The organism is Variovorax sp. TBS-050B, from assembly GCF_029893635.1.
Classification (GTDB): domain Bacteria; phylum Pseudomonadota; class Gammaproteobacteria; order Burkholderiales; family Burkholderiaceae_C; genus Variovorax.
On the sequence record NZ_JARXYR010000002.1, the window covers coordinates 4,829,173 to 4,849,670 of the forward strand.

The following is a 20,498-nucleotide window of genomic DNA, read 5'->3' on the forward strand; positions in this document are numbered from 1 at the left end:
CACGGGCCTCGCCCACCTTTTTGCAAGGAGCTTTGAGACCATCGTGGCCATCCTGCAGCAGATCATCGACCGCCGGCTCTCGGGCAAGAACAAATCCATCGGCAACAGGGAGCGCTTCCTGCGCCGATACCGAGGGCAGATCCAGGAAGCCGTGCGCCGCGCGGTCAGCGGGCGCAACATCCGCGAACTGGAACAAGGCGAAGACGTGACCCTGCCGCGCCGCGACGTCTCGGAGCCGGTGTTCGGCCATGCGCGCGGCGGCGACCGCGAGTACGTGCACCCGGGCAACCAGGAATACGTCAAGGGCGACCGCATCGCGCGGCCCGAGGGCCAGGCCGGCGGCGGTTCCGGCAGCGGCGAGGCCGGCGATGGCGGCGAGGGCGAGGACGATTTCGTCTTCCGCCTCACGCGCGAGGAGTTCATGCGCGTCTTCTTCGACGACCTCGCGCTGCCGCACCTGGTGCGCACGCAGATCGCCGACGTGCCCGAATGGAAGAGCCACCGCGCAGGCTTCACCAACGACGGCACGCCGAACAACCTGCACGTGGTGCGCTCGATGCGCGGCGCGCTGGCCCGCCGCATCGCGCTCGGCGGCGAGCCGCGCAAGGAGCTCAAGCGGCTCGAGGCCCACCTGGCGCATCTCAAGGCGCATCCGCAGGCGGCGCAGGGTTTCATGCAGACCGAGATCCGCGAGACCGAGGAGCGCATCGCCGAACTGCGCCGCAGCATGCGGCACGTGCCCTACATCGATCCGATCGACCTGCGCTACCGCAACCGCGTGAAGACGCCGGTGCCGAGCGCCAAGGCCGTGATGTTCTGCCTCATGGACGTCTCGGGCTCGATGGACGAGGCGCGCAAGGACATGGCCAAGCGCTTCTTCATGCTGCTGTACATGTTCCTCACGCGCCACTACGAGACCATCGACCTCGTGTTCCTGCGCCACCACACGCAGGCGCAGGAAGTCAGCGAGGACGAGTTCTTCCATGCCACCGAGACCGGCGGCACCGTGGTGTCGAGCGCGCTGGTGCTGATGGACGAGATCGTCAAGGCGCGCTATCCCAGCGGCGAGTGGAACATCTACGGCGCGCAGGCCAGCGATGGCGACAACTGGCACCAGGACAGCGGACGTTGCCGCGAGCTGCTGGTCGACCACATCCTGCCGGTGGTCCGCTACTACGCCTACGTGCAGGTCGCCGAGACGGAGCAGAACCTGTGGCAGGAATACGCGCAGCTCGAGGGCATCGAGCCCAACTTCGCGATGCGCAAGGTGTCCGAGGCGCGGGACATCTACCCCGTGTTCCGCGAGCTCTTCAAGAAGGAGGGAGCCGCCGCATGACCACCGCCGACCACCCTCCCCTCGAACGCCTGGAGCGGCTGCCCAGCCCTTCGGACTGGACTTTCGAACTCATCGAGACCTACCACGCCGAGATCGCGAAGACGGCCAAGGGCTATGGTCTCGACGTGTATCCGAACCAGCTCGAGGTGATCACCGCCGAGCAGATGATGGATGCCTACGCGAGCGTGGGCATGCCCATGATCTATCGCCACTGGTCGTACGGCAAGCAGTTCATCGCCACCGAAAAGAACTACCGCCGCGGCCACATGGGCCTCGCCTACGAGATCGTCATCAATTCCGACCCCTGCATCGCCTACCTCATGGAAGAGAACTCCATGGCGATGCAGGCGCTGGTGATCGCGCATGCGGCCTACGGCCACAACAGCTTCTTCAAGGGCAACTACCTGTTCCGCATGTGGACGGATGCCTCGTCGATCATCGACTACCTGGTCTACGCGCGCCACTACATCGCCGAATGCGAGGAGCGCCACGGCCTCGATGCGGTGGAACAGCTGCTCGACTCCTGCCATGCGCTCATGAACTACGGCGTCGACCGCTACCGCCGGCCGCAGAAGCGCTCGCTCGCGCAGGAGGGCCTCCAGCGCGCCGAGCGCGAGCGCTACATGCAGCAGCAGGTCAACGACCTCTGGCGCACCCTGCCGAAGCGCAGCGAACAGGCGACCGAGGGAGCCGACCCGTCGCGCCGCTTTCCGTCGGAGCCGCAGGAGAACCTGCTGTACTTCATCGAGAAGAACGCCGCGCTGCTCGAGCCCTGGCAGCGCGAGGTGGTGCGCATCGTGCGCAAGATCGCGCAGTACTTCTACCCGCAGCGCCAGACCCAGGTCATGAACGAGGGCTGGGCCACCTTCTGGCACTACACGCTGCTCAACACCATGTACGACCGCGGCCAGCTCGCCGACGGCTTCATGATGGAATGGCTCAGCTCCCACACGGGCGTGATCTTCCAGCCGCCCGTCGGCCACCGCGCCTACAGCGGCATCAACCCCTATGCGCTGGGCTTCTCGATGTTCACCGAGCTGCGGCGCGTGTGCGAAAACCCCACCGAGGAAGACCGCCGCTGGTTCCCCGACTTCGCGGGCACCGACTGGGTCAAGACGCTCGACTACGCGATGCGCAACTTCAAGGACGAGAGCTTCGTCGGCCAGTTCCTGAGCCCGAAGACGATGCGCGACTTCCGGCTGTTCGCGATCCGCGACCACCAGAGCGAGCCCGAACTCGAGGTGTCGGCCATCCACGACGACAGCGGCTACCAGGCGCTGCGCGAATCGCTGTCACGGCAGTACGACATCGGCAGCCGCGAGCCCGACATCCAGGTGTGGAACGTCAACATGCGCGGCGACCGCGCGCTCACGCTGCGACACACGCAGCGCAACAACCTGCCGCTGCACGACAACGCCGAGGAAGTGCTCAAGCACGTCGCGCGGCTCTGGGGCTTCGACGTGCATCTCGAGAGCGTCGACGCCCAGGGCCACATCAGCCGCAGCTGGAAGGCCGCGGCGCCCCGGCAGACCGACTGAGGCTCAGGGCACGAGGGCCGCGATCGCGAGCACGTAGCCCTTGACCCCCAGGCCCACGATGATGCCCTTCGCGGCCGGCGAGATGTACGAGCGATGGCGGAATTCCTCGCGCGCATGCACGTTCGAGATGTGCAGCTCGATCAGCGGCACGCTCGCGCCCTTGATCGCGTCGTGCAGCGCGATCGAGGTGTGGGTGTAGGCGCCCGGGTTCATCACCACGCCGAGCATGCGGCCCGCGGCCACTTCGCGGCCCGCTTCCTGGATCCAGTCGATCAGCACGCCTTCGTGGTTCGACTGGCGGCATTCGATCGCCACCCCGTGCTTCGCGCCCGCTTCCTGGCAGAGGCGCTCCACGTCGGCGAGCGTGTCGCGTCCGTACTGTTCGGGCTCGCGGGTGCCGAGCAGGTTGAGGTTGGGGCCGTTGAGGACGAGGATTTTCTGCATGGCGATGAATGGCGGTCGTCGGACGATCCGTCATTATCGTGGCGGCCGCGGCGGCACTTGCGCTAAGGTGGCGCGCATCATGCAAACGGATTTTTCACCGGACTGGCATCCGGTCGCCCCCTCGGCCGGCCTGCACGCCGGTGCCAACATCGTCGCGGGCTTCGCCGCGGGCCAGGAACTCGCGCTCTGGCGCGCCGCGGACGGGCGCGCGCAGGCATGGGAGAACCGCTGCCCGCACCGCAGCGTGCGCTTCACGCTCGGCACCGTGGCCGGCGATCAGCTCGCCTGCGCCTACCACGGCTGGCAGTACGCCGCGGGCAGCGGCCAGTGCACGCGCATTCCCGCGCATCCTGCGATGCAGGTTCCGCAGAGCGTGTGCGCGAAGGTCTTCGACGTGTCCGAGGCGGCCGGCATGCTGTGGGTCCGGCTCGCGGCTTCCGGGACGGCCGACGTGCCGCGCGACGATGCGGTGCCCTCCGGCTGGTCCTTCGGCCGCACGCTGTCCGTGCGCGCCGACCTGGCGCAGGTGCGCGATGCGCTCGCGGCGCGCGGCTTCGCGACGCAAGGCTCGCACGCGGCCCTGCGCGGCCGGCTCGGGGGCGTCGACACGGTCGCGCTCCTGCTCGACGCGCGGCCGCAGCTGGCCTTCCTCCATCTCTGGACCGAGGCGACCCCGGGCAGCGCAGCGATGGCGACGCTGCACCGTGCCGCACGCGAACTGCGCGCCGCGGTCGAAGCGCTGCAACCGCCGCAGGCCGCCCCCTGAACACCATGTCTTTGTTCCTCACCGACGATCCCAACATGCTCGACGACTGGCTGGTCGTCGGGCCCGCCTCGGCACTGGCCGGTGCCACCGAAGCACGGCCGCACGCCGTGCGCCTGCTCGGCACGGCCCTGCGGCTCTGGCGCGACGCGGCGGGCGCGCCGCAATGCCGCCTCGGCAGCGAGGCGCTGGCCGTGCAGCAGCGCCATGGCTACCTCTGGGTCTGCCCGAGCGGCAGGCCCGCACGGCCGCTGTTCGACTTTCCCGAATACGGCGAACCCGGCCGCCGCCTCGTCGACTGCGGCGGCATCGGCGTGGCGGTGTCGGGGCTGCGGGTGATCGAGAACTTCCTCGACATGGCGCACTTCCCCTTCGTGCATGGCGGTTGCCTCGGCATGGTGCCGCACACCGAAGTGGCGAAGTACCAGGTCGAGGTCGACGCCGCCACGGGCGAGATCTGGGCCACCGATTGCCGCTTCTGGCAGCCGCGCGCCTCGGCCGCGCACGACGGCAGCGGCAGCGAGGTGCTCTACAAGTACCGCGTGATGCAGCCTTTCTCGGCCATGCTCTACAAGTCGAGCCACCGCGCCGGCGCGCTCGATGCCATCGGGCTGTTCCTGCAGCCGCTCGACGACGAGCACGTGATCGCGCACACGCTGCTCGCCTGCTACGACGACGTCTCCAGCGACGCCGAGCTCATCGCGTTCCAGCAGACGATCTTCGGCCAGGACAAGCCGATCCTCGAGAACCATGCCTTCAAGCGCATGCCGCTCGAAGGCCGCGCCGAGACGCCGACGCGCGGCGACACCTCCTCGGTCACCTACCGCCGCTGGCTGCGCGAGCGCGGCATGCGCTTCGGCGTGAGGCAGGCGGCATGATCCGGCTCTACGACCACCCGCTCTCGGGCAACTGCTTCAAGGTGCGCCAGCTGCTCGCCTGGCTCGATCTCGCGTACGAGCGCGTGCCGATCGACTTCCATCCGGGGCGCCAGCACAAGTCGGCCGCGTTCCTTGCCGAGGTCAACCCGCTCGGCCAGCTGCCGGTGATCGACGACGAGGGCTTCGTGCTGCGCGACGCGCAGGCGATCCTGGTCTACCTGGCGAGCAGACACGACGCACATCGCCGCTGGTACCCCGACGACGCGCGGCTGCGCGGCGAGATCGCGATGTGGTTCGCGACCGCCGACGAGCTCACGCGCACCGCATCGGCGGCGCGCCTGCATGATGCTTTCGGCTACGTCCACCTCGACATCGACGCCTGCCGGCGCGGCGCGCATGAGGTCTTTCGACTGTTCGACGACCATCTCGCCGAGCGCGCGAGCAGCGGCGGCCTCTGGCTCGCCGGACCGCACGCGACGCTCGCGGACCTGGCGTGCTTCCCGTATGCGGCCCTCGCGGGCGAAGGCGGCATCGCGCTCGACGAATACCCGGCGCTGCGGCACTGGCTCTGGCAGTTTCGCCACCTGCCCGGCTTCATCGGCATGTCGGGTATCCCCGCGCTGGCGCCAAATTGACCCGCGCACTGGGTATCCTTCTTCCTTCGTTCCCGAATCCGCTACAAGCCCATGAAAACCAAAGCCGCCGTCGCCTGGAAATCCGCAGCACCCCTCACCATCGAAACCGTCGACCTCGAAGGTCCGAAGTTCGGCGAGGTGCTGGTCGAGATCAAGGCCACGGGCATCTGCCACACCGACTACTACACGCTCTCGGGCGCCGACCCCGAAGGCATCTTCCCCGCGATCCTCGGCCATGAAGGCGCGGGCATCGTGGTCGACGTGGGCCCCGGCGTCACCACGCTCAAGAAGGGCGACCACGTCATTCCGCTCTACACGCCCGAATGCCGCCAGTGCAAGTTCTGCCTGAGCCGCAAGACCAACCTGTGCCAGCTGATCCGCGGCACCCAGGGCAAGGGCCTGATGCCCGACGGCACGAGCCGCTTCAGCCTCGACGGCAAGCCGATCGCGCACTACATGGGCACCTCGACCTTCAGCAACTACACCGTCGCGCCCGAGATCTCGCTCGCCAAGATCCGCGAGGACGCGCCCTTCGACAAGGTCTGCTACATCGGCTGCGGCGTGACCACCGGCATCGGCGCGGTGATCTTCACGGCCAAGGTCGAGGCCGGCGCCAACGTGGTGGTGTTCGGCCTCGGCGGCATCGGCCTGAACGTGATCCAGGGCGCGAAGATGGTGGGCGCCGACAAGATCATCGGCGTCGACCTGAACCCGGCGCGCGAGGCGATGGCGCGCAAGTTCGGCATGACGCACTTCCTGAACCCGAAGGAACACGCCAACATCGTCGACGCGATCGTGCAGCTGACCGACGGCGGTGCCGACTACAGCTTCGAATGCATCGGCAACACGCAGGTCATGCGCCAGGCGCTCGAGTGCACGCACAAGGGCTGGGGCCGCAGCATCATCATCGGCGTGGCCGAGGCCGGCGCCGAGATCAGCACGCGGCCGTTCCAGCTGGTCACCGGCCGCAAGTGGGAAGGCTCGGCCTTCGGCGGCGCGCGCGGCCGCACCGACGTGCCGAAGATCGTCGACTGGTACATGGAAGGCAAGATCAACATCGACGACCTGATCACGCACACCATGCCGCTCGAAAGGATCAACGAGGGCTTCGACCTCATGAAACGGGGCGAGTCGATCCGGGGCGTGGTCATTTACTAACCCCCAGGCTGCGCGCACTGCGTGTCGCTTCGCCCACCCCCTTGCGAGGGGGCAACACCGGCGGACCGGCGGAGCCGGTTCCGCGGTGTTTCTGGCTTGGGACATCAGCTCACTCTCTGGAGATGATCTCGTGATGGAAAGAATGGAGCCCCTGCGGAAGATCGAAGCCGGCGTGCTCGAAGTCGCGTACTTCGAGGCCGGGCCGGCGGACGGTCCGCCGGTGCTGCTGATGCACGGCTTTCCCTACGACATCCACACCTATGCCGAGGTGGCGCCGCTGCTCGCGGCGCAGGGCTGCCGCGTGATCGTTCCCTACCTGCGCGGCTATGGCGCCACGCGCTTCCTGAGCGATGCGACCCCGCGCTCGGGCGAACAGGCGGCGCTGGGCGCCGACCTGCGCGCGCTGCTCGACGCGCTGGCGATTCCGCGCGCGGTGCTGGCCGGTTACGACTGGGGCGGCCGCGCCGCCTGCGTGGTGGCGGCGCTGTGGCCCGAGCGCTGCGCGGGGCTGGTCTCGTTCAACAGCTACAACATCCAGAACATCGCGAAGGCGATGGAGCCCGACACGCCGGCCAACGAGCTGAGCCTCTGGTACCAGTACTACTTCCACAGCGAGCGCGGCCGCGCCGGGCTCACGAAGGACCGCCGCGGGATCGCACGGCTGCTCTGGAAGCTCTGGTCGCCCACCTGGGCCTTCGACGACGCCACCTTCGCGCGCAGCGCCGCCGCCTTCGACAACCCCGACTTCGTCGAGGTGGTGATCCATTCGTACCGGCATCGCTTCGGCCTGGTCGCGGGCGACCCGGCCTGCGCGGAGATCGAGCGCCGGCTCGCCGCGCAGCCCGTCATCAGCGTGCCGGCCATCACCTTCGACGGCCTCGACGACGGCGTGCGCCCGCCCGCCGAGGCATCGGCCCATGCGGACCGCTTCAGCGGTCCGCGCTCGCACCGGCTGGTGCCCGGCGTCGGCCACAACATGCCGCAGGAGGCGCCGCGCGTCTTTGCCGACGCGGTGCTCGAACTCGTGCCCCTTCTGAACACCGATCCTTCATGACCGACACCCTCGCCATCCTTTCCGAGCACCACGTCTTCGGCGGCGTGCAAGGCTTCTACGCACATGCCTCGCGCGAGATCGGGCTGCCGATGCGCTTCTCGCTCTACCTGCCGCCGCAGGCCGCGCATGGGCGCGTGCCGGCGCTGCTCTACCTGGCGGGGCTGACCTGCAACGAGGAGACCTTCGCGGTCAAGGCCGGCGCGCAGCGCATGGCGGCCAGCCTCGGACTCGCGCTGATCGCGCCCGACACCAGCCCGCGCGGCGTCGCGCCCGAGAACCTGCCCGGCGCCGCCACCGACTGGGACTTCGGCGTCGGCGCCGGCTTCTACCTCGACGCCACGAACGCGCCCTGGTCCGCCCACTGGCGCATGGAGAGCTGGATCGTCCATGAGCTGCTGCCCCTGGTGGCGGCGAAATTCGCCGTCGACGGCCAGCGCCTCGGCATCTTCGGCCATTCGATGGGCGGCCACGGCGCGCTCACGCTGGCGTTGCGCCACCCGGGGCGCTTCAAGTCGCTGTCGGCCTTTGCGCCGATCTGCGCGCCCACGCAATGCCCGTGGGGCGAGAAGGCGTTCGCCGGCTATCTGGGCGATGCGGGCGACGACCGCGCGCAGTGGCTCGCACACGATGCGAGTGCGCTGATGAAGTCGCAGACCGCCGCGCCGTATCCGCAGGGCATCCTGGTGGACCAGGGGCTGGCCGACAAATTCCTCGCCGAACAGCTGAAGCCCGAAGCCTTCGAGGCCGCCTGCTTCGCCGCCGGCCAGCCGCTGACGCTGCGGCGCCATGCGGGCTACGACCACGGCTACTACTTCATCCAGACCTTCATGGCAGACCACATCGCCCACCATGCCCAGACGCTGCACGGCTGACACGCCACGCCGGCCCGTGTGCACGGCGCGCGCGGCGGAGCACTGAGATGTCGGCTTCGCAGATTCCTGCCTTCCGGCTGCGTTCCCGCGACGGCACGGCCGAGGAGAGCCTGGCGCTGGCCGGCATCTGGCGCCGCGCCTGGATCGCGGCCAACCGCAACGCCGCCTTCATCGAGCCGATCACCCACTGGCTGCGGCGCGTGCAGACCGAATTCGTCCCGCCGGCCGAGGTGGTGCTCGCGGAGCGCGAGGGCCAGGTGCTCGCCTTCATGGTGCTGATGCGGCGCAACGGCTACGTGGCGCAGCTCTTCGTCGAGCCCCATCTGCGCAACCAGGGACTCGGCCAGGCGCTGCTCGACGAAGCCGGCGTGCGCATGCCGAACGGCTGGAAGCTGCACGTCGCGACCGGCAATGCCGCCGCACAGCGCTTCTACGAGCGCTACGGCCTCGTGCGCGGCGCGGTCGACCGGCATCCCACCAGCGGGCGCGAGCGCGTGGCCTACCATTGGCATCCCTCCGGCCCGCCGCGGCGGCGCGGCTGAACCCGTTTTTTCTTCCGGCCATGCGCATCGATCACATCGCTCTCTGGACCACCGACCTCGAACGCTGCAAGCGCTTCTACGTCGACTACTTCGGCGCCACGGCCGGCGCGGGCTACGTCAATCCTGCCAAGGGGTTCGCATCCTGCTTCCTGAGCCTGGGCGACGGTGCGCGCATCGAGGCCATGACCACCAGCACCCTTTCGCCGGTGCCGGCCGAGCCCGGCGCGCAGCGCATGGGCTGGACGCACCTCGCGATCAGCGTGGGCTCCGACGCCGCGGTGGACGCGCTCACGCAGCGGCTGGTGGCCGACGGCCATCCGCTGCTCGACGGGCCGCGCCGCACCGGCGACGGCTACTACGAGAGCGTGGTGCTCGACCCCGACGGCAACCGCATCGAGATCACCGCATGACCCCCGGAGCCCGCCGATGAGCGCCTTCGTCCAGAGCCTGCACGAGATCTTCGCGCCGCTCGGCCGTATCGAGACGCGCCGGATGTTCGGCGGCCATGGCGTCTGGCACGACGGCCGCATGATCGCGCTGGTGGCCGGCGACACGCTCTACCTCAAGTCCGATGCGGAGAGCGCCGCGCACTTCGACCGCCTCGACCTGCCGCCCTTCACCTACGAACGCCGGGGCCAGCCGACGCCCACCTCGTACCGCCAGGCACCGGCTGATCTGTTCGAAGACCGCGAGCAGGCGGCGCTCTGGGGCCGTCGCGCCTACGAGGCCGCGCTGCGCTCGGGCCACATGCCGAAGGCCAAGGCGCCGCGCGCCACGGCACGCAAGACCCCTGGCGCGGCGAAGACGAGGAAGAAAGCGACGCCCGCCGCGCCGGCCTCGAAGAAGGCGACCGCGCGTTGAACCGCGACGACCCCGCCCTTCTTCCGCCGCTGCCCGAGCGCGAGCAGATCGCGCTCCTCGCGCCCTTCGAAGGCCTGGGCCTCGATCGCATCTCGGTCGTGGCCACGCTGCAGGACGCCGAACGCGCCGCCGCGGCCCTGCTCGCGGCGCGCGTGGTCGGCTTCGACACGGAATCCAAGCCCACTTTCGCGAAGAACGAGGTCTCGGGCGGACCGCACGTGGTCCAGTTCGCGACGCCGACGTCGGCCTGGCTGTTCCAGCTGCACCGCAGCGACTGCAACGAGGTGCTGGCCGCGCTCATTGCCTCGAGCGCGCTGCAGAAGGTGGGCTTCGGCCTGTCGAGCGACCTGGCGCTCTTGCGCCGGCGCCTCGCGATCGAGCCGCAGGCGGTGTACGACATCGACCATGAGTTCCGCCGCCGCGGCTATCGCAAGTCGGTGGGCGTGAAGGCGGCGGTGGCGCTGGTGTTCGGACAGCGCTTCGTCAAGTCGCGCAAGGCCACGACCTCGAACTGGGCCAACCGGCAGCTCACGCCGGCGCAGATCCGCTATGCGGCCAACGATGCCTATGCCTCGATCCGCGTCTTCGACGCGCTGCTGCCGCGCGACTGAGGCACGGGGGCATCGCGGCGCCGGGCTGCAGCGCCGGCGCGGCATCGGCACAATGCCCGGCACATCCAAGCACACACGAAAGCACAGACCATGAGCGACAAGAAAAGCGACTTCGGACTGATCGGCCTGGCCGTGATGGGCCAGAACCTGGTGCTCAACGTCGAGAGCCGCGGCTTCCAGGTCAGCGTCTACAACCGCACCGAGGCCACCACCGAGGCCTTCGTGGCTGCGCATCCCGGCAAGAAGCTGGTCGGCGCGAAGACGCTCGAGGCCTTCGTCCAGAGCCTCGCGCGGCCGCGCAAGATCCAGATCATGGTGAAGGCCGGCGCGCCGGTGGACCAGGTGATCGAACAGCTGATCCCGCTGCTCGACAAGGACGACATCGTGATCGACGGCGGCAACAGCCTCTACACCGACACCGAGCGCCGCGACGCCTACCTCGCGAGCCGCGGCCTGCGCTTCATCGGTGCGGGCGTCTCGGGCGGCGAGGAAGGCGCGCGCAAGGGGCCGTCGATCATGCCGGGCGGACCGCTGTCGACCTGGGAGGTGATGAAGCCGATCTTCGAGAGCATCGCCGCCAAGGTGGACGGCGAGCCCTGCGTGATCCACATCGGCCCCGGCGGCGCCGGCCACTACGTGAAGATGGTGCACAACGGCATCGAGTACGGCGACATGCAGCTGATCTGCGAGGCCTACAGCCTGTTCAAGGCCGCGGGCTTCAGCACCGACGAAATGGCCGCGGTCTTCAACGAATGGAACGAAGGCGAGCTGCAGAGCTACCTGATCCAGATCACCGCCAAGGCCCTCGAACAGAAGGACGCCGAAACCGGCCGGCCGATCGTCGACCTCATCCTCGACAAGGCGGGCCAGAAGGGCACCGGCCAGTGGACGCTGCTGAACGCGGCCGAGAACGCGGTGGTCATCAGCACCATCAATGCCGCCGTGGAAGCGCGCGTGCTCTCGTCGCAGAAGCAGCAGCGCGTGGCGGCGAGCAAGCTGCTGCAGGGCCCGGCCCCCACGCTGTCGATGGAGAAGAAGGCGCTGGTCGCCAAGGTGCACGATGCGCTCTATGCCTCCAAGGTCATCAGCTACACGCAGGGTTTCGACCTCATCCAGACCATGGGCGAGAAGAAGGCCTGGCAGCTCGACCTCGGCCGCATCGCGGCGATCTGGCGCGGCGGCTGCATCATCCGCGCCCGCTTCCTGAACCGCATCACCGACGCCTACCGCGCCGATCCCGCGCTCGGCAACCTGATGCTCGATCCCTTCTTCAAGGACCTGCTGAACCGCACGCAGCAGAACTGGCGCGAGGTGGTGGCGCTGGCGGTGAGCCACGGCATTCCGGTGCCGGCATTCAGCGCCTCGCTCGGCTACTACGACAGCTACCGCACCGAGCGCCTGCCGGCGAACCTGCTGCAGGCGCAGCGCGATTTCTTCGGCGCGCACACCTACGAGCGCGTGGACAAGCCCGCGGGCGAGTTCTTCCACACCAACTGGCCCGAGGTGATCTGAGCCGGAGGGCCGTCAGCCGACGGCCCGCGGCATCTCGCGCCTGACCTGCGCCACGAGCTGCGCGGTCGGCGCGGTCGCATCCACCGCCACCACGCCCGGCTCGCCGACCGGCGATTCGAGCGTGGCGAACTGGCTGTCGACGAGGCTCGCCGGGAACATGTGCTCGCCCGCGCCTTCGCGTGCCGCGACGCGCCGCTCGGCCTCGTCGCGTTCGATGGCCATGAAGACGAAATGCAGCGCCGGCACCGCCGCGCGCAAGCGATCGCGGTAGGCCCGCTTGAGCGCCGAGCAGGTGAGCACCGCGCCGCCCGGCGCTGCGGCCAGCGCCTGTCCCAGCACGTCCAGCCAGCCCGCGCGGTCGGCATCGGTCAGCGGGATGCCCTGGCGCATCTTCTCGACGCTCGCGGGCAGGTGATAGTCGTCGCCTTCGATCAGCGGCAGCCCGAAATCCTCGGCCAGCGCCGCGCCCAGGGTGGACTTGCCGCAGCCCGACACACCCATCACCACGATCCAGATTCCGTTCATCTTCAGCTTGCTCCCGTTGCGGACGGCGACGGTGCCGCCCCCGTGCGAATCTAACGCCATTCGGCCCGCGCTCCGTCGCGGTCGCCTTCCGCGCGCAGGCCCTCAGAACAGGCTGGCCTGCCCCGCCGCCCCGGGCGGGCGGAAGGCACCCAGGTCGAGCGCGATGCGCTCGCGGTTGAAGCCGATGCGGCGCGCCGCCTTCTCGAAGCGCTGGTGGATCAGGTCGGCCCAGAGCCCGCTGCCTTTCATGCGCGTGGCGAAGTCGGCGTCGTAGTCCTTGCCGCCGCGCATCTCGTGGATGCGCGCCATGATGCGCTGCGCGCGCTGCGGATAGTGCAGTTCGAGCCACTCCTTGAAGAGCGGCGCCACTTCCCAGGGCAGGCGGATCACCGTGTAGAAGGCGCTGCGCGCACCGGCCTCCCAGGCGGCCTCGAGCACCTGCTCCATGTCTTCGTTGACGAAGGGAATCTGCGGCGCCACGCTCACGCCCACCGGCACGCCCGCCTCCGCGAGCGTGCGGATGGTGCGCAGCCGCCGGTGCGGCGCGGCCGCGCGCGGTTCGAGCTTGCGCGCCAGTTCGCCGTCGAGCGTGGTCACCGTCATGTACACCGCGGCCAGCCGTTCGGCGGCCATGGGCGCGATCAGGTCGAGATCGCGCTCGACCGCGCTCGACTTGGTGACCAGCGCGAACGGATGGCGCACCTCCTTCAGCAGTTCGATCACCGCGCGCGTCAGGCGCAGCTCGCGCTCGATGGGCTGGTAGCAGTCGGTGGCGGTGCCGATCGCGATGTGGCCGGGCCGGTAGCCCTTGCGGCCCAGCTCCCGGCGCAGCACCTCGGCGATGTTGGGCTTGGCGATCAGCTTGGTCTCGAAGTCCAGCCCCGGCGAGAGGTTGAGGTAGCTGTGGGTGGGCCGCGCGAAGCAGTAGATGCAGCCGTGCTCGCAGCCGCGGTAGGGATTGATCGAACGGTCGAAGGACACGTCGGGCGAATCGTTCTCGCTGAGCGCCGATTTCGCGTCTTCGAAGCGAACCTCCGTCGCGAGCGGCGGCAGGCCGTCGCCGTCGGCCACGCCTTCCTCCAGCGTGCCCCAGCCGTCGTCGAAGGCATCGCGCTCGTCGCGCGAGAAACGGTGGGCAAGGCGCGTGGCCGCGCCGCGGCCCTTGATGGCATGGATCGGGATGAGAGCGGCGGGCATGGCGGTCCTTTGGCACTGAACAACTGTTTATTTATACAGTGTTTAAGCCATCAACGCCATGGCGCCATTTTTCATTTCTCTGTTGACAGAAATTTCTAAAAACCTAGACTCCGAGGCATGCAACTCACCGACATCCAGCGCAGGTTCGTTCTCCACTGGGGCGAAATGGGCTCGATGTGGGGCGTGAACCGCACGGTGTCGCAGATCCACGCGCTGCTGTTCGCCAACGGCAAGCCGATGCATGCGGAAGAAATCTCCGACACCCTCGGCGTCGCGCGCTCCAACGTGAGCAACAGCCTCAAGGAACTGCAGGCCTGGAACCTCGTGCGCGTGACGCACATCCTCGGCGACCGGCGCGACTATTTCGAAACCAGCGTCGACGTCTGGGAACTGTTCCGCACCGTGGTGCGCGAGCGCAAGGAACGCGAGTTCGATCCCACCATCCGCGTGCTGCGCGAACTCGTGGCCAGCCCCGACTTCCAGAAGGAACCGGCCGATGCGCAGGACCGCATCCGCTCCACCCTGGACCTGATGAGCAAGCTCGCGACCTGGGCCGACGAAATGCTTCGCCTCTCGCCCGGCACGCTCGACAAGGTGCTGACGCTGGGCGCGAGCGTGCAGAAGTTCGTGCGCGGCAATGGCGGTGCAGCCAAGTCGACGAGGAACGACGACAGCGATCCCGGCCAGTCGGGCCTGCCGATGATCTGACCCACCTTTTTTTGCCCATGGGTTTCTGTTTTGACAGAAATTTCGGAATCAACAATGAAGCACACCACCGTTCCTCCGCTGACCGTCTACTTCGACGCGAGCTGCCCGCTCTGCACCACCGAGATGGCCGCCATGAAGTCACGCGACCATGCCGGTCGCCTGCATCTGGTCGACTGCTCCCCGATCGGCTTCGCCGCAGGCCCGGCACCGCGCGAGGCACTGATGACCGCGCTGCATGCCGTCGACGCGACCGGCAGGGTCCTGGTAGGCGTCGCGGCCATCCGCGCCTGCCGCGAGGCCGTGGGCCTGCCAAGCGGCGCCCGGCTGCTCGACCTCCCGTGGGCCGCCGCGTGCGCCGATCGCGCCTATGCGCTGCTCGCGCGCCACAGGCATCGCCTGCCGCGGCCGCTGGTGGCGCTGCTCGTGCGCGCGAACGCGCCGCGCGGCACCTGTGCCGGCGGCAACTGCCGGATCTGACGGAGAAACAAAAGAAGGAGCGCCCACCATGCCCAGCATCTTCCAACCCGACTTCCCCCTGCCCCGCACGCCCACCGCCGGAACCCCGCACGACGCAGCGGCACCGGCGGCGATCACCAAGGCCGACACGCAGGACTACTTCACCGAGGTGGCCGACGACTACCGCGCCTGGAGCCCGAGCTACAACATGCACTTCGGCTTCTGGCGGCTGGGGCTGAACCCGTTCAGGCGCGAAGGCATGCTGGTCGAGATGAACCGCGCCGTCGGCCGCGCGCTGAAGCTCGACACCGGCACGGAAGCGCACCGCTGCGTGGTCGATCTCGGCTGCGGCGCGGGCGCCACCGCGCGCACGCTGCTGGCCGAGGACCCTGCGCTCCATGCCGTCACCGTGACCAACGTGGCCGTGCAGAACCGCATCGCCGCCCGGCTCGACGCCGCGGCGGGCGTGGCCGACCGCGTGGCGCACCTCGAGGCCGACTACACCCGCACCGGGCTGCCCGCGGCCCAGGCCGACGGCGCCTGGGCGGTGGAAAGCGCCTGCTACGCCGACGGCACGGCCAAGGCCGATTTCGTGCACGAAGCGGCCCGCCTGCTCAAGCCCGGCGCGCGGCTCGCGGTGGTCGACGGTTTCCTGCTGCGGCCCCGGCCCGGCCGCCTCGCCGGCTGGCTGCACCGGCTGTGGGCCGACAGCTGGGCCGTGCCCACGCTCGCAGTGCGCGACGATTTCGTGGCGTCGCTGCGCGCGCACGGCTTCGAAGACGTCGAAGTGCGCTCGCTGCGCTGGCGCGTGGCGCCGAGCGCGCTGCACATCCCCGTGCTCGCCACCCGCTTCGCGCTGGTCGAGCTCTGGAAGGCCCGCGGCCGGCTCAGCCCCTGGCGGCGCAAGCACATCGTGGCGAGCTATTGCGCGCTGGTGCTGGGGCTGTTCTGGCGCGACTTCGACTACTGCATCGTCACGGCCCGCCGCGGCCGCCCGACCGGGCCGGCGGCCGCATGAAAGACACCCGCCCCGTCTTCCAGCAGGCGCTCGGGCCGCAGTGGGAGCGGCTCGGCGCGGTGATCCGCCGCCACTACACGATGGCGCCCTTCTCCGCCGACCACGTGTGCGTGCGCGGCACCATGGACGAAGTGCACCATGCGCCCTGGGCACGTCTGCTGATGCCCATCGGCCGTCTTTTCGGTGCACTCGTGCCGCACACCGGCACCCAGGTGCCGATCGAGGTGCACTACCGCTGCCGGCCCGACAGTACGCTGCTCCACTGGGACCGCATCTTCCGCTTCGCGGGCCTGGCGCCCTTCCACTTTCGCTCGCACATGGCGCTCTCGGAGAAGGACGGCGAGGTGATCGAATACGTGCGCTTCGGTCTCGGCATGCGCCTGGCCGTGAGCGCCGAGGAAGGCGCGCTGGTGTTCCGCGATCGGGGCTACGTCTGGCGCGTCGGCGGAAGGCTGCACGTGCGGCTGCCGCTCGGGCTGCTGATGGGCACGGCCTATGTCGAGGAGCGGCCCGACCCCGACGACGCCGAAGCCTTCCGCATGAAGATGGTGCTGCGCCACCGATGGTTCGGCGACGTGTTCCGCTACAGCGGGCGCTTCCGGATGCCGGCAATCGCTAGCGCCGGGCGCGCGGCCCCTTGAGCGCGCGGCGCCGCACCGCCGTCTCGCTGCCGCGGGGCAGCCGCTCGCGCAGGAAGGCGATCAGTTCCTGCGCCGCCACGTTGCGCATCGGCCCGGGCAGATAGGCCAGCACCACGCGGCGTTCGATGCGCGGCTTCATCAGCGGCAGCACCGCGAGTTCGGGGTCGCGCAGCGAGCCGGTGTAGAGCTGCGGCATCAGGCCCAGCGCCTGGCCGCTGCGCACCAGCGCATAGAGCGTTTCGGAATAGCTCACGCGGTAAGGCTCGGCGCCCTGTGCGAACTGCGCGCGCGCCGGATTGCCGAGCGCCGGCATGCTGCCGCTTTCGAACATCACGAGCCGTTCGCGGCCGATCGCCTCCCAGCTCGCATCCCCGGCCGCCGCCAGCGCATGGTCGCGCCGCACCACCAGCACCAGCGGATCGCGGAACAGGTCGACGCAGACCAGGCCGCCGGGCGGCTCGGTGATCGCCGCCACCGCCATGTCGAGCTGGCCGCCGCGCAATTCCGCCAGCAGCGTGGTGGAAGGCGCGTCGCGCCAGGCGATCTCGAGGCCGCGCCCGCTGCCCTGCAGGAACTCGCTCGCCGCGGCGGTGACGCGCGCGCTGGCCGAGGGGATCACGCCCACGCGCACGAAGGCCCGGCCGCGCTGCACCATGCTCTCGATGTCGCGCAGCGCCACGTCGACGGTGTTGACGAGGAAATCGGTGCGCGCGAGCACCTCGGCGCCCACGGCCGTGAGTTCCAGCCGATGGGTGGAGCGGGTCAGCAGTTCGGCGCCGAGCAGCTTCTCCATCTGCTTGATGGCGTTGCTCAGCGCCGGCTGCGTGATGGCGAGCCGGCGTGCCGCACGGCCGAAGTGGCCCTCCTGCACCAGCACCGAGAAGAACTGGAGCTGGCGGAGCGTGAGCGCGCGCAGCGGCGAGGCGGCCATGGCTTGGACGAGGGGTGATTGGTCTATTGATCCGTTGAATCAAATTATAGAAATTCAAAATTTTGCTGATGACGCGCCGCTGCCTAGACTGCGCGCATGACCGACGCCGCCTTGCCGCCCCTGACGCTCGAAACGATGCTGCGGCAGATGCCGAAGGTCGAGCTGCACTGCCACCTGTTCGGCACCGTCCGGCACCAGACCTTCCGCCAGCTCAACGCCCGGGCCGGCGCGCCGCTGGCCGACGCGGAGATCGACGGCTTCTACACGCGCGGCGAAAAGCCGGTCGGGGTGCTGCGGGTGCTGCGCGCCCTCGATGCGCAGCTGGTGCGCAGCGCGGGCGACCTCTACCAGATCACGCGCGAATACCTGGAAGACGCGGCCGCCCACCAGGTGCGCCATGCCGAGTTCTCCTGGAACCCCACCGGCACGGTGCACGGCTCGGGCATCCCCTATGCGATGGCCCAGGGTGCGATCGTGCGCGCCATCCAGGACGCGCAGCAGGAGTTCGGCATCACCGGCCGCCTGATTGCCGCGATCGACCGCGAGGCCAGCCCCCAAGCGGCCGTGGAGATGGTCGAGTGGGTCAAGGCGCACCGCTGCGACGAGGTGGTCGGCATCGGCATCGACTACCGCGAGGTCGACCGGCCGCCCGAGCTCTTCGCGCGCGCCTACGCCGAGGCGCGGCGCGCGGGCCTTCGCACCACCGCGCACGCGGGCGAATTCGGCATGCCCTGGACCAACGTGCGCACCGCGATCGAACTGCTGCAGGTGGACCGCATCGACCACGGCTACACGGTGGTCGACCAGCCCGACTTCGCGCGCGAATGCGCCGCGCGCGGCGTGGTCTTCACCGTGGTGCCGACCAACTCCTACTACCTGCGCACCCTGCCGCCCGAACGCTGGGCGCTCGACCATCCGATCCGCCGCATGCCCGGCCTGGGCCTGCGCATCCATCCCAACACCGACGACCCGACGCTGCACAAGGTCACGCCCACGCAGGCGTGGCTGATGATGGTGCGGGACTTCGGCTTCGGCCTCGACGATCTGCGCGGCTTCATGCTGAACGGGCTCGACGGCGCCTGGATCGACGACACCCTGCGCCAGGCATGGCGCAGCGCCTGGCGCGCCGAATTCGACGCGCTGCGCGCCCGCCTTCCGCAACCGCTGCCCTCCGACGACCCTCCGCACCGAGCCCTGCCATGAACCACACCTCCCGCCGACAGCTTCTTCTCGCCGCCGCGCTCGGCGCGGCCCTGCCCGCCGCGGCACTTGCGCAGCCCGCCTGGCCGGCGGCGAAACCGATCACGCTGATCGTGCCCTACACCGCGGGCGGCAGCGTCGACGTCAACGCCCGCCTCGTCGCCACCCGGCTCGCCGAGCGGCTCAAGCAGTCGGTGGTGATCGACAACGTGGCCGGCGCGGGCGGCGCCATCGGCGTGGCCAAGGCCGTGAGCGCGGCGCCGGACGGCTACACGCTCGTGGTCGGCCCCGACAGCGCGATCGCCATCGGCCGGCTGGTGAATCCCGCAGCCTTCAAGTTCGATCCGCTCAAGGACCTGGCGCCGGTCGGCATGCTCAACACCGCGCCGATGGTGCTCGTGGCGCGCCCCGGCCTGGAGGCCGCCACCTACGCCGACTTCGTCAAGCTCGCGAAGGCCAAGCCCGGCGCCTACAACTACGCCACCTCGGGCGTGGGCACGGTGCTGCAGCTCGCGATGGAGCTTCTCAAGCAGCGCAGCGGCATCTTCGTGACCCACGTGCCCTACCGCGGCGGCGCGCAGATCGCCACCGACGTCATCGGCAACCAGGTCGACCTCGCGATGCTGGTCAGCACCAGCGCGATCCCGCATGTGAACGGCAAGCGCCTGCGTGCGCTCGGCATCACCGGCAGCCAGCGGCTCGCCGCCCTGCCCGACGTGCCCACCTTCAACGAGATGCCCGGCCTCAAGGGCTTCGACATGGTGAGCTGGACCGGCATCTTCGCGCCCGCCCGGACCCCGCCCGCGGTGGTCGCCCGCCTCAACCAGGAACTGAATGCCGTGCTCGCCGAAGAACAGGTGCGCGCCAAGCTCGCCGAACAGGGCGCCCTCCCGGGCCAGGGCACGCCCGAGGACTTCGGCCGCTTCGTGCACGCCGAATACGCACGCAATCAAAAGATCGTGCAGTCCGCCAACATCAAGGAATAGAGACCGCCCGCCCCCAGGGCCGGCGCAGCCCGGCCCCTTCGCGAAACACCGCGGAACCGGCTCCGCCGGGCCGCCGGTGTTGCCCCCTCGAGGGGGGAGTCGAGCCACACGAAGTGGGCGAGGGACGGGGGTGGGCTACTGCTCTTCTGGCCAGTCGCGAATGTAGGCCTTGAGCATCTTGTTCTCGAAGTTCTGCGCATCGACCACCGCCTTGGCCACGTCGTAGAAGCTGATCACGCCCATCAGCATGCGCTTGTCCATCACGGGCATGTAGCGCGCATGGCGCTCCAGCATGATGCGGCGGATCTCGTCGAGTTCGGTTTCCAGGGTGCAGGTCACGGGCGCGTCGTCCATGGCCTTGCGCACGAGCGTGCCGCCGACCTGACCGCCGTTGTCGACGATGGCCACGATCACTTCGCGGAAAGTGAGCATGCCCACGAGGTCGCCGTGTTCCATGACCACCAGGGAGCCGATGTCCTTTTCCGCCATGGTCTTGACCGCTTCGGCCAGCAGGTCGTCGGGCGTGATGGTGAAGAGCGTGTTGCCCTTGACGCGAAGGATGTCGCTGACTTTCATCGTGTGCTCCTCTCGGAAATCTTTCTCGGCGGCGTGCCGAATTGAATATAGCCCAC

The 20,498-nt window shown here is 69.2% G+C and carries 24 protein-coding genes; 19 read left to right on the plus strand and 5 right to left on the minus strand.

Features of this window, described 5'->3' with window-relative positions; translation table 11 throughout:
- Window positions 1-43 precede the first annotated feature (43 nt).
- Both M2165_RS25560 and M2165_RS25565 read left to right on the plus strand, forming a co-directional pair.
- Entirely contained in the window at window positions 44-1,336 is a 1,293-nt protein-coding gene (locus M2165_RS25560; RefSeq protein WP_280817352.1) for a YeaH/YhbH family protein, read from the plus strand.
- Entirely contained in the window at window positions 1,333-2,874 is a 1,542-nt protein-coding gene (locus tag M2165_RS25565) for a SpoVR family protein (protein WP_280817353.1), read from the plus strand. Before M2165_RS25560 ends, M2165_RS25565 begins: the two co-directional genes overlap by 4 nt.
- A gap of 3 nt (window positions 2,875-2,877) precedes the next feature.
- Here the strand turns inward: M2165_RS25565 and aroQ are convergent, their stop codons facing one another.
- Window positions 2,878-3,318: a type II 3-dehydroquinate dehydratase gene (gene aroQ / locus M2165_RS25570; RefSeq protein ID WP_280817354.1), complete on the minus strand. Its 441-nt coding sequence runs from the start codon at window positions 3,316-3,318 to the stop codon at window positions 2,878-2,880.
- Between the two features lie 79 nt (window positions 3,319-3,397).
- On the opposite strand from aroQ, the gene M2165_RS25575 reads away from it, so the two are divergent.
- The 11 genes from M2165_RS25575 to gnd all read left to right on the plus strand — a co-directional run bounded on the left by M2165_RS25575 (window position 3,398) and on the right by gnd (window position 12,204).
- The gene (locus tag M2165_RS25575; RefSeq protein ID WP_280817355.1) at window positions 3,398-4,084 is read left to right on the plus strand and encodes a Rieske 2Fe-2S domain-containing protein; all 687 of its coding nucleotides are present in this window, start codon (window positions 3,398-3,400) and stop codon (window positions 4,082-4,084) included.
- 5 nt (window positions 4,085-4,089) lie between these two features.
- Window positions 4,090-4,959, plus strand: coding sequence for an aromatic ring-hydroxylating dioxygenase subunit alpha (locus M2165_RS25580; protein ID WP_280817356.1), 870 nt, complete (start codon window positions 4,090-4,092; stop codon window positions 4,957-4,959).
- Window positions 4,956-5,594, plus strand: a complete 639-nt coding sequence (locus tag M2165_RS25585) for a glutathione S-transferase (RefSeq protein WP_280817357.1) — start codon at window positions 4,956-4,958, stop codon at window positions 5,592-5,594. Before M2165_RS25580 ends, M2165_RS25585 begins: the two co-directional genes overlap by 4 nt.
- A 51-nt stretch (window positions 5,595-5,645) precedes the next feature.
- Window positions 5,646-6,752: an S-(hydroxymethyl)glutathione dehydrogenase/class III alcohol dehydrogenase gene (locus M2165_RS25590; RefSeq protein WP_280817358.1), complete on the plus strand. Its 1,107-nt coding sequence runs from the start codon at window positions 5,646-5,648 to the stop codon at window positions 6,750-6,752.
- 133 nt (window positions 6,753-6,885) lie between these two features.
- On the plus strand, window positions 6,886-7,806 hold the full coding sequence (locus M2165_RS25595; RefSeq protein WP_280817359.1) for an alpha/beta hydrolase: 921 nt from the start codon (window positions 6,886-6,888) through the stop codon (window positions 7,804-7,806).
- Window positions 7,803-8,678 (plus strand): S-formylglutathione hydrolase, encoded by an 876-nt coding sequence (gene fghA / locus M2165_RS25600; protein WP_280817360.1) that lies wholly within the window; start codon window positions 7,803-7,805, stop codon window positions 8,676-8,678. The genes M2165_RS25595 and fghA overlap by 4 nt, the downstream gene beginning before the upstream one ends.
- 47 nt (window positions 8,679-8,725) lie before the next feature.
- Complete coding sequence (locus M2165_RS25605; RefSeq protein WP_280817361.1) at window positions 8,726-9,220, plus strand: GNAT family N-acetyltransferase; 495 nt, start codon at window positions 8,726-8,728, stop codon at window positions 9,218-9,220.
- A gap of 20 nt (window positions 9,221-9,240) precedes the next feature.
- Window positions 9,241-9,630: a VOC family protein gene (locus M2165_RS25610; RefSeq protein WP_280817362.1), complete on the plus strand. Its 390-nt coding sequence runs from the start codon at window positions 9,241-9,243 to the stop codon at window positions 9,628-9,630.
- Between the two features lie 16 nt (window positions 9,631-9,646).
- Window positions 9,647-10,081, plus strand: a complete 435-nt coding sequence (locus M2165_RS25615) for a TfoX/Sxy family protein (RefSeq protein ID WP_280817363.1) — start codon at window positions 9,647-9,649, stop codon at window positions 10,079-10,081.
- On the plus strand, window positions 10,078-10,692 hold the full coding sequence (locus tag M2165_RS25620) for a 3'-5' exonuclease (RefSeq protein WP_280817364.1): 615 nt from the start codon (window positions 10,078-10,080) through the stop codon (window positions 10,690-10,692). The genes M2165_RS25615 and M2165_RS25620 overlap by 4 nt, the downstream gene beginning before the upstream one ends.
- 90 nt (window positions 10,693-10,782) lie before the next feature.
- Window positions 10,783-12,204 (plus strand): decarboxylating NADP(+)-dependent phosphogluconate dehydrogenase, encoded by a 1,422-nt coding sequence (gene gnd / locus M2165_RS25625; RefSeq protein ID WP_280817365.1) that lies wholly within the window; start codon window positions 10,783-10,785, stop codon window positions 12,202-12,204.
- Window positions 12,205-12,216: 12 nt separating this feature from the next.
- Here the strand turns inward: gnd and M2165_RS25630 are convergent, their stop codons facing one another.
- Complete coding sequence (locus M2165_RS25630) at window positions 12,217-12,729, minus strand: gluconokinase (RefSeq protein WP_280817366.1); 513 nt, start codon at window positions 12,727-12,729, stop codon at window positions 12,217-12,219.
- A gap of 102 nt (window positions 12,730-12,831) precedes the next feature.
- On the minus strand, window positions 12,832-13,926 hold the full coding sequence (locus M2165_RS25635) for a PA0069 family radical SAM protein (RefSeq protein WP_280817367.1): 1,095 nt from the start codon (window positions 13,924-13,926) through the stop codon (window positions 12,832-12,834).
- Between the two features lie 117 nt (window positions 13,927-14,043).
- Between M2165_RS25635 and M2165_RS25640 the strand changes: the two genes are divergently transcribed.
- Genes M2165_RS25640 through M2165_RS25655 form a run of 4 tightly spaced genes read left to right on the plus strand, consistent with a single transcriptional unit; the run spans window position 14,044 to window position 16,749 of the window.
- The gene (locus M2165_RS25640) at window positions 14,044-14,634 is read left to right on the plus strand and encodes a MarR family transcriptional regulator (RefSeq protein WP_280817368.1); all 591 of its coding nucleotides are present in this window, start codon (window positions 14,044-14,046) and stop codon (window positions 14,632-14,634) included.
- 54 nt (window positions 14,635-14,688) lie between these two features.
- The gene (locus M2165_RS25645) at window positions 14,689-15,111 is read left to right on the plus strand and encodes a DUF393 domain-containing protein (protein WP_280817369.1); all 423 of its coding nucleotides are present in this window, start codon (window positions 14,689-14,691) and stop codon (window positions 15,109-15,111) included.
- 28 nt (window positions 15,112-15,139) lie between these two features.
- Window positions 15,140-16,108, plus strand: a complete 969-nt coding sequence (locus tag M2165_RS25650; protein ID WP_280817370.1) for a class I SAM-dependent methyltransferase — start codon at window positions 15,140-15,142, stop codon at window positions 16,106-16,108.
- Window positions 16,105-16,749: a DUF4166 domain-containing protein gene (locus M2165_RS25655; protein WP_280817371.1), complete on the plus strand. Its 645-nt coding sequence runs from the start codon at window positions 16,105-16,107 to the stop codon at window positions 16,747-16,749. The genes M2165_RS25650 and M2165_RS25655 overlap by 4 nt, the downstream gene beginning before the upstream one ends.
- On the opposite strand, the gene M2165_RS25660 is transcribed toward M2165_RS25655, so the two are convergent.
- Window positions 16,724-17,680, minus strand: coding sequence for a LysR family transcriptional regulator (locus tag M2165_RS25660; protein ID WP_280817372.1), 957 nt, complete (start codon window positions 17,678-17,680; stop codon window positions 16,724-16,726). The two genes, M2165_RS25655 and M2165_RS25660, sit on opposite strands and share 26 nt — an antisense overlap.
- 96 nt (window positions 17,681-17,776) lie before the next feature.
- On the opposite strand from M2165_RS25660, the gene M2165_RS25665 reads away from it, so the two are divergent.
- Both M2165_RS25665 and M2165_RS25670 read left to right on the plus strand, forming a co-directional pair.
- Window positions 17,777-18,883, plus strand: a complete 1,107-nt coding sequence (locus tag M2165_RS25665) for an adenosine deaminase (protein WP_280817373.1) — start codon at window positions 17,777-17,779, stop codon at window positions 18,881-18,883.
- Window positions 18,880-19,866, plus strand: coding sequence for a tripartite tricarboxylate transporter substrate binding protein (locus M2165_RS25670; RefSeq protein ID WP_280817374.1), 987 nt, complete (start codon window positions 18,880-18,882; stop codon window positions 19,864-19,866). Before M2165_RS25665 ends, M2165_RS25670 begins: the two co-directional genes overlap by 4 nt.
- A 135-nt stretch (window positions 19,867-20,001) precedes the next feature.
- On the opposite strand, the gene M2165_RS25675 is transcribed toward M2165_RS25670, so the two are convergent.
- A complete protein-coding gene (locus tag M2165_RS25675; protein WP_280817375.1) occupies window positions 20,002-20,442 on the minus strand; it encodes a CBS domain-containing protein in 441 nt (146 codons plus the stop codon).
- Between the last annotated feature and the right edge of the window lie 56 nt (window positions 20,443-20,498).

Bases quoted from the DNA above. Each gene is read 5' to 3' on its own strand.
- M2165_RS25635 (WP_280817367.1), bottom strand. From the start codon at position 13,926: ATGCCCGCCGCTCTCATCCCGATCCATGCCATCAAGGGCCGCGGCGCG.
- M2165_RS25645 (WP_280817369.1), top strand. From the start codon at position 14,689: ATGAAGCACACCACCGTTCCTCCGCTGACCGTCTACTTCGACGCGAGC.
- M2165_RS25660 (WP_280817372.1), bottom strand. From the start codon at position 17,680: ATGGCCGCCTCGCCGCTGCGCGCGCTCACGCTCCGCCAGCTCCAGTTC.
- M2165_RS25650 (WP_280817370.1), top strand. From the start codon at position 15,140: ATGCCCAGCATCTTCCAACCCGACTTCCCCCTGCCCCGCACGCCCACC.
- M2165_RS25615 (WP_280817363.1), top strand. From the start codon at position 9,647: ATGAGCGCCTTCGTCCAGAGCCTGCACGAGATCTTCGCGCCGCTCGGC.
- M2165_RS25675 (WP_280817375.1), bottom strand. From the start codon at position 20,442: ATGAAAGTCAGCGACATCCTTCGCGTCAAGGGCAACACGCTCTTCACC.
- gnd (WP_280817365.1), top strand. From the start codon at position 10,783: ATGAGCGACAAGAAAAGCGACTTCGGACTGATCGGCCTGGCCGTGATG.
- fghA (WP_280817360.1), top strand. From the start codon at position 7,803: ATGACCGACACCCTCGCCATCCTTTCCGAGCACCACGTCTTCGGCGGC.
- M2165_RS25640 (WP_280817368.1), top strand. From the start codon at position 14,044: ATGCAACTCACCGACATCCAGCGCAGGTTCGTTCTCCACTGGGGCGAA.
- M2165_RS25655 (WP_280817371.1), top strand. From the start codon at position 16,105: ATGAAAGACACCCGCCCCGTCTTCCAGCAGGCGCTCGGGCCGCAGTGG.
- M2165_RS25575 (WP_280817355.1), top strand. From the start codon at position 3,398: ATGCAAACGGATTTTTCACCGGACTGGCATCCGGTCGCCCCCTCGGCC.
- aroQ (WP_280817354.1), bottom strand. From the start codon at position 3,318: ATGCAGAAAATCCTCGTCCTCAACGGCCCCAACCTCAACCTGCTCGGC.
- M2165_RS25665 (WP_280817373.1), top strand. From the start codon at position 17,777: ATGACCGACGCCGCCTTGCCGCCCCTGACGCTCGAAACGATGCTGCGG.
- M2165_RS25610 (WP_280817362.1), top strand. From the start codon at position 9,241: ATGCGCATCGATCACATCGCTCTCTGGACCACCGACCTCGAACGCTGC.
- M2165_RS25670 (WP_280817374.1), top strand. From the start codon at position 18,880: ATGAACCACACCTCCCGCCGACAGCTTCTTCTCGCCGCCGCGCTCGGC.
- M2165_RS25605 (WP_280817361.1), top strand. From the start codon at position 8,726: ATGTCGGCTTCGCAGATTCCTGCCTTCCGGCTGCGTTCCCGCGACGGC.
- M2165_RS25590 (WP_280817358.1), top strand. From the start codon at position 5,646: ATGAAAACCAAAGCCGCCGTCGCCTGGAAATCCGCAGCACCCCTCACC.
- M2165_RS25630 (WP_280817366.1), bottom strand. From the start codon at position 12,729: ATGAACGGAATCTGGATCGTGGTGATGGGTGTGTCGGGCTGCGGCAAG.
- M2165_RS25585 (WP_280817357.1), top strand. From the start codon at position 4,956: ATGATCCGGCTCTACGACCACCCGCTCTCGGGCAACTGCTTCAAGGTG.
- M2165_RS25565 (WP_280817353.1), top strand. From the start codon at position 1,333: ATGACCACCGCCGACCACCCTCCCCTCGAACGCCTGGAGCGGCTGCCC.
- M2165_RS25595 (WP_280817359.1), top strand. From the start codon at position 6,886: ATGGAAAGAATGGAGCCCCTGCGGAAGATCGAAGCCGGCGTGCTCGAA.
- M2165_RS25580 (WP_280817356.1), top strand. From the start codon at position 4,090: ATGTCTTTGTTCCTCACCGACGATCCCAACATGCTCGACGACTGGCTG.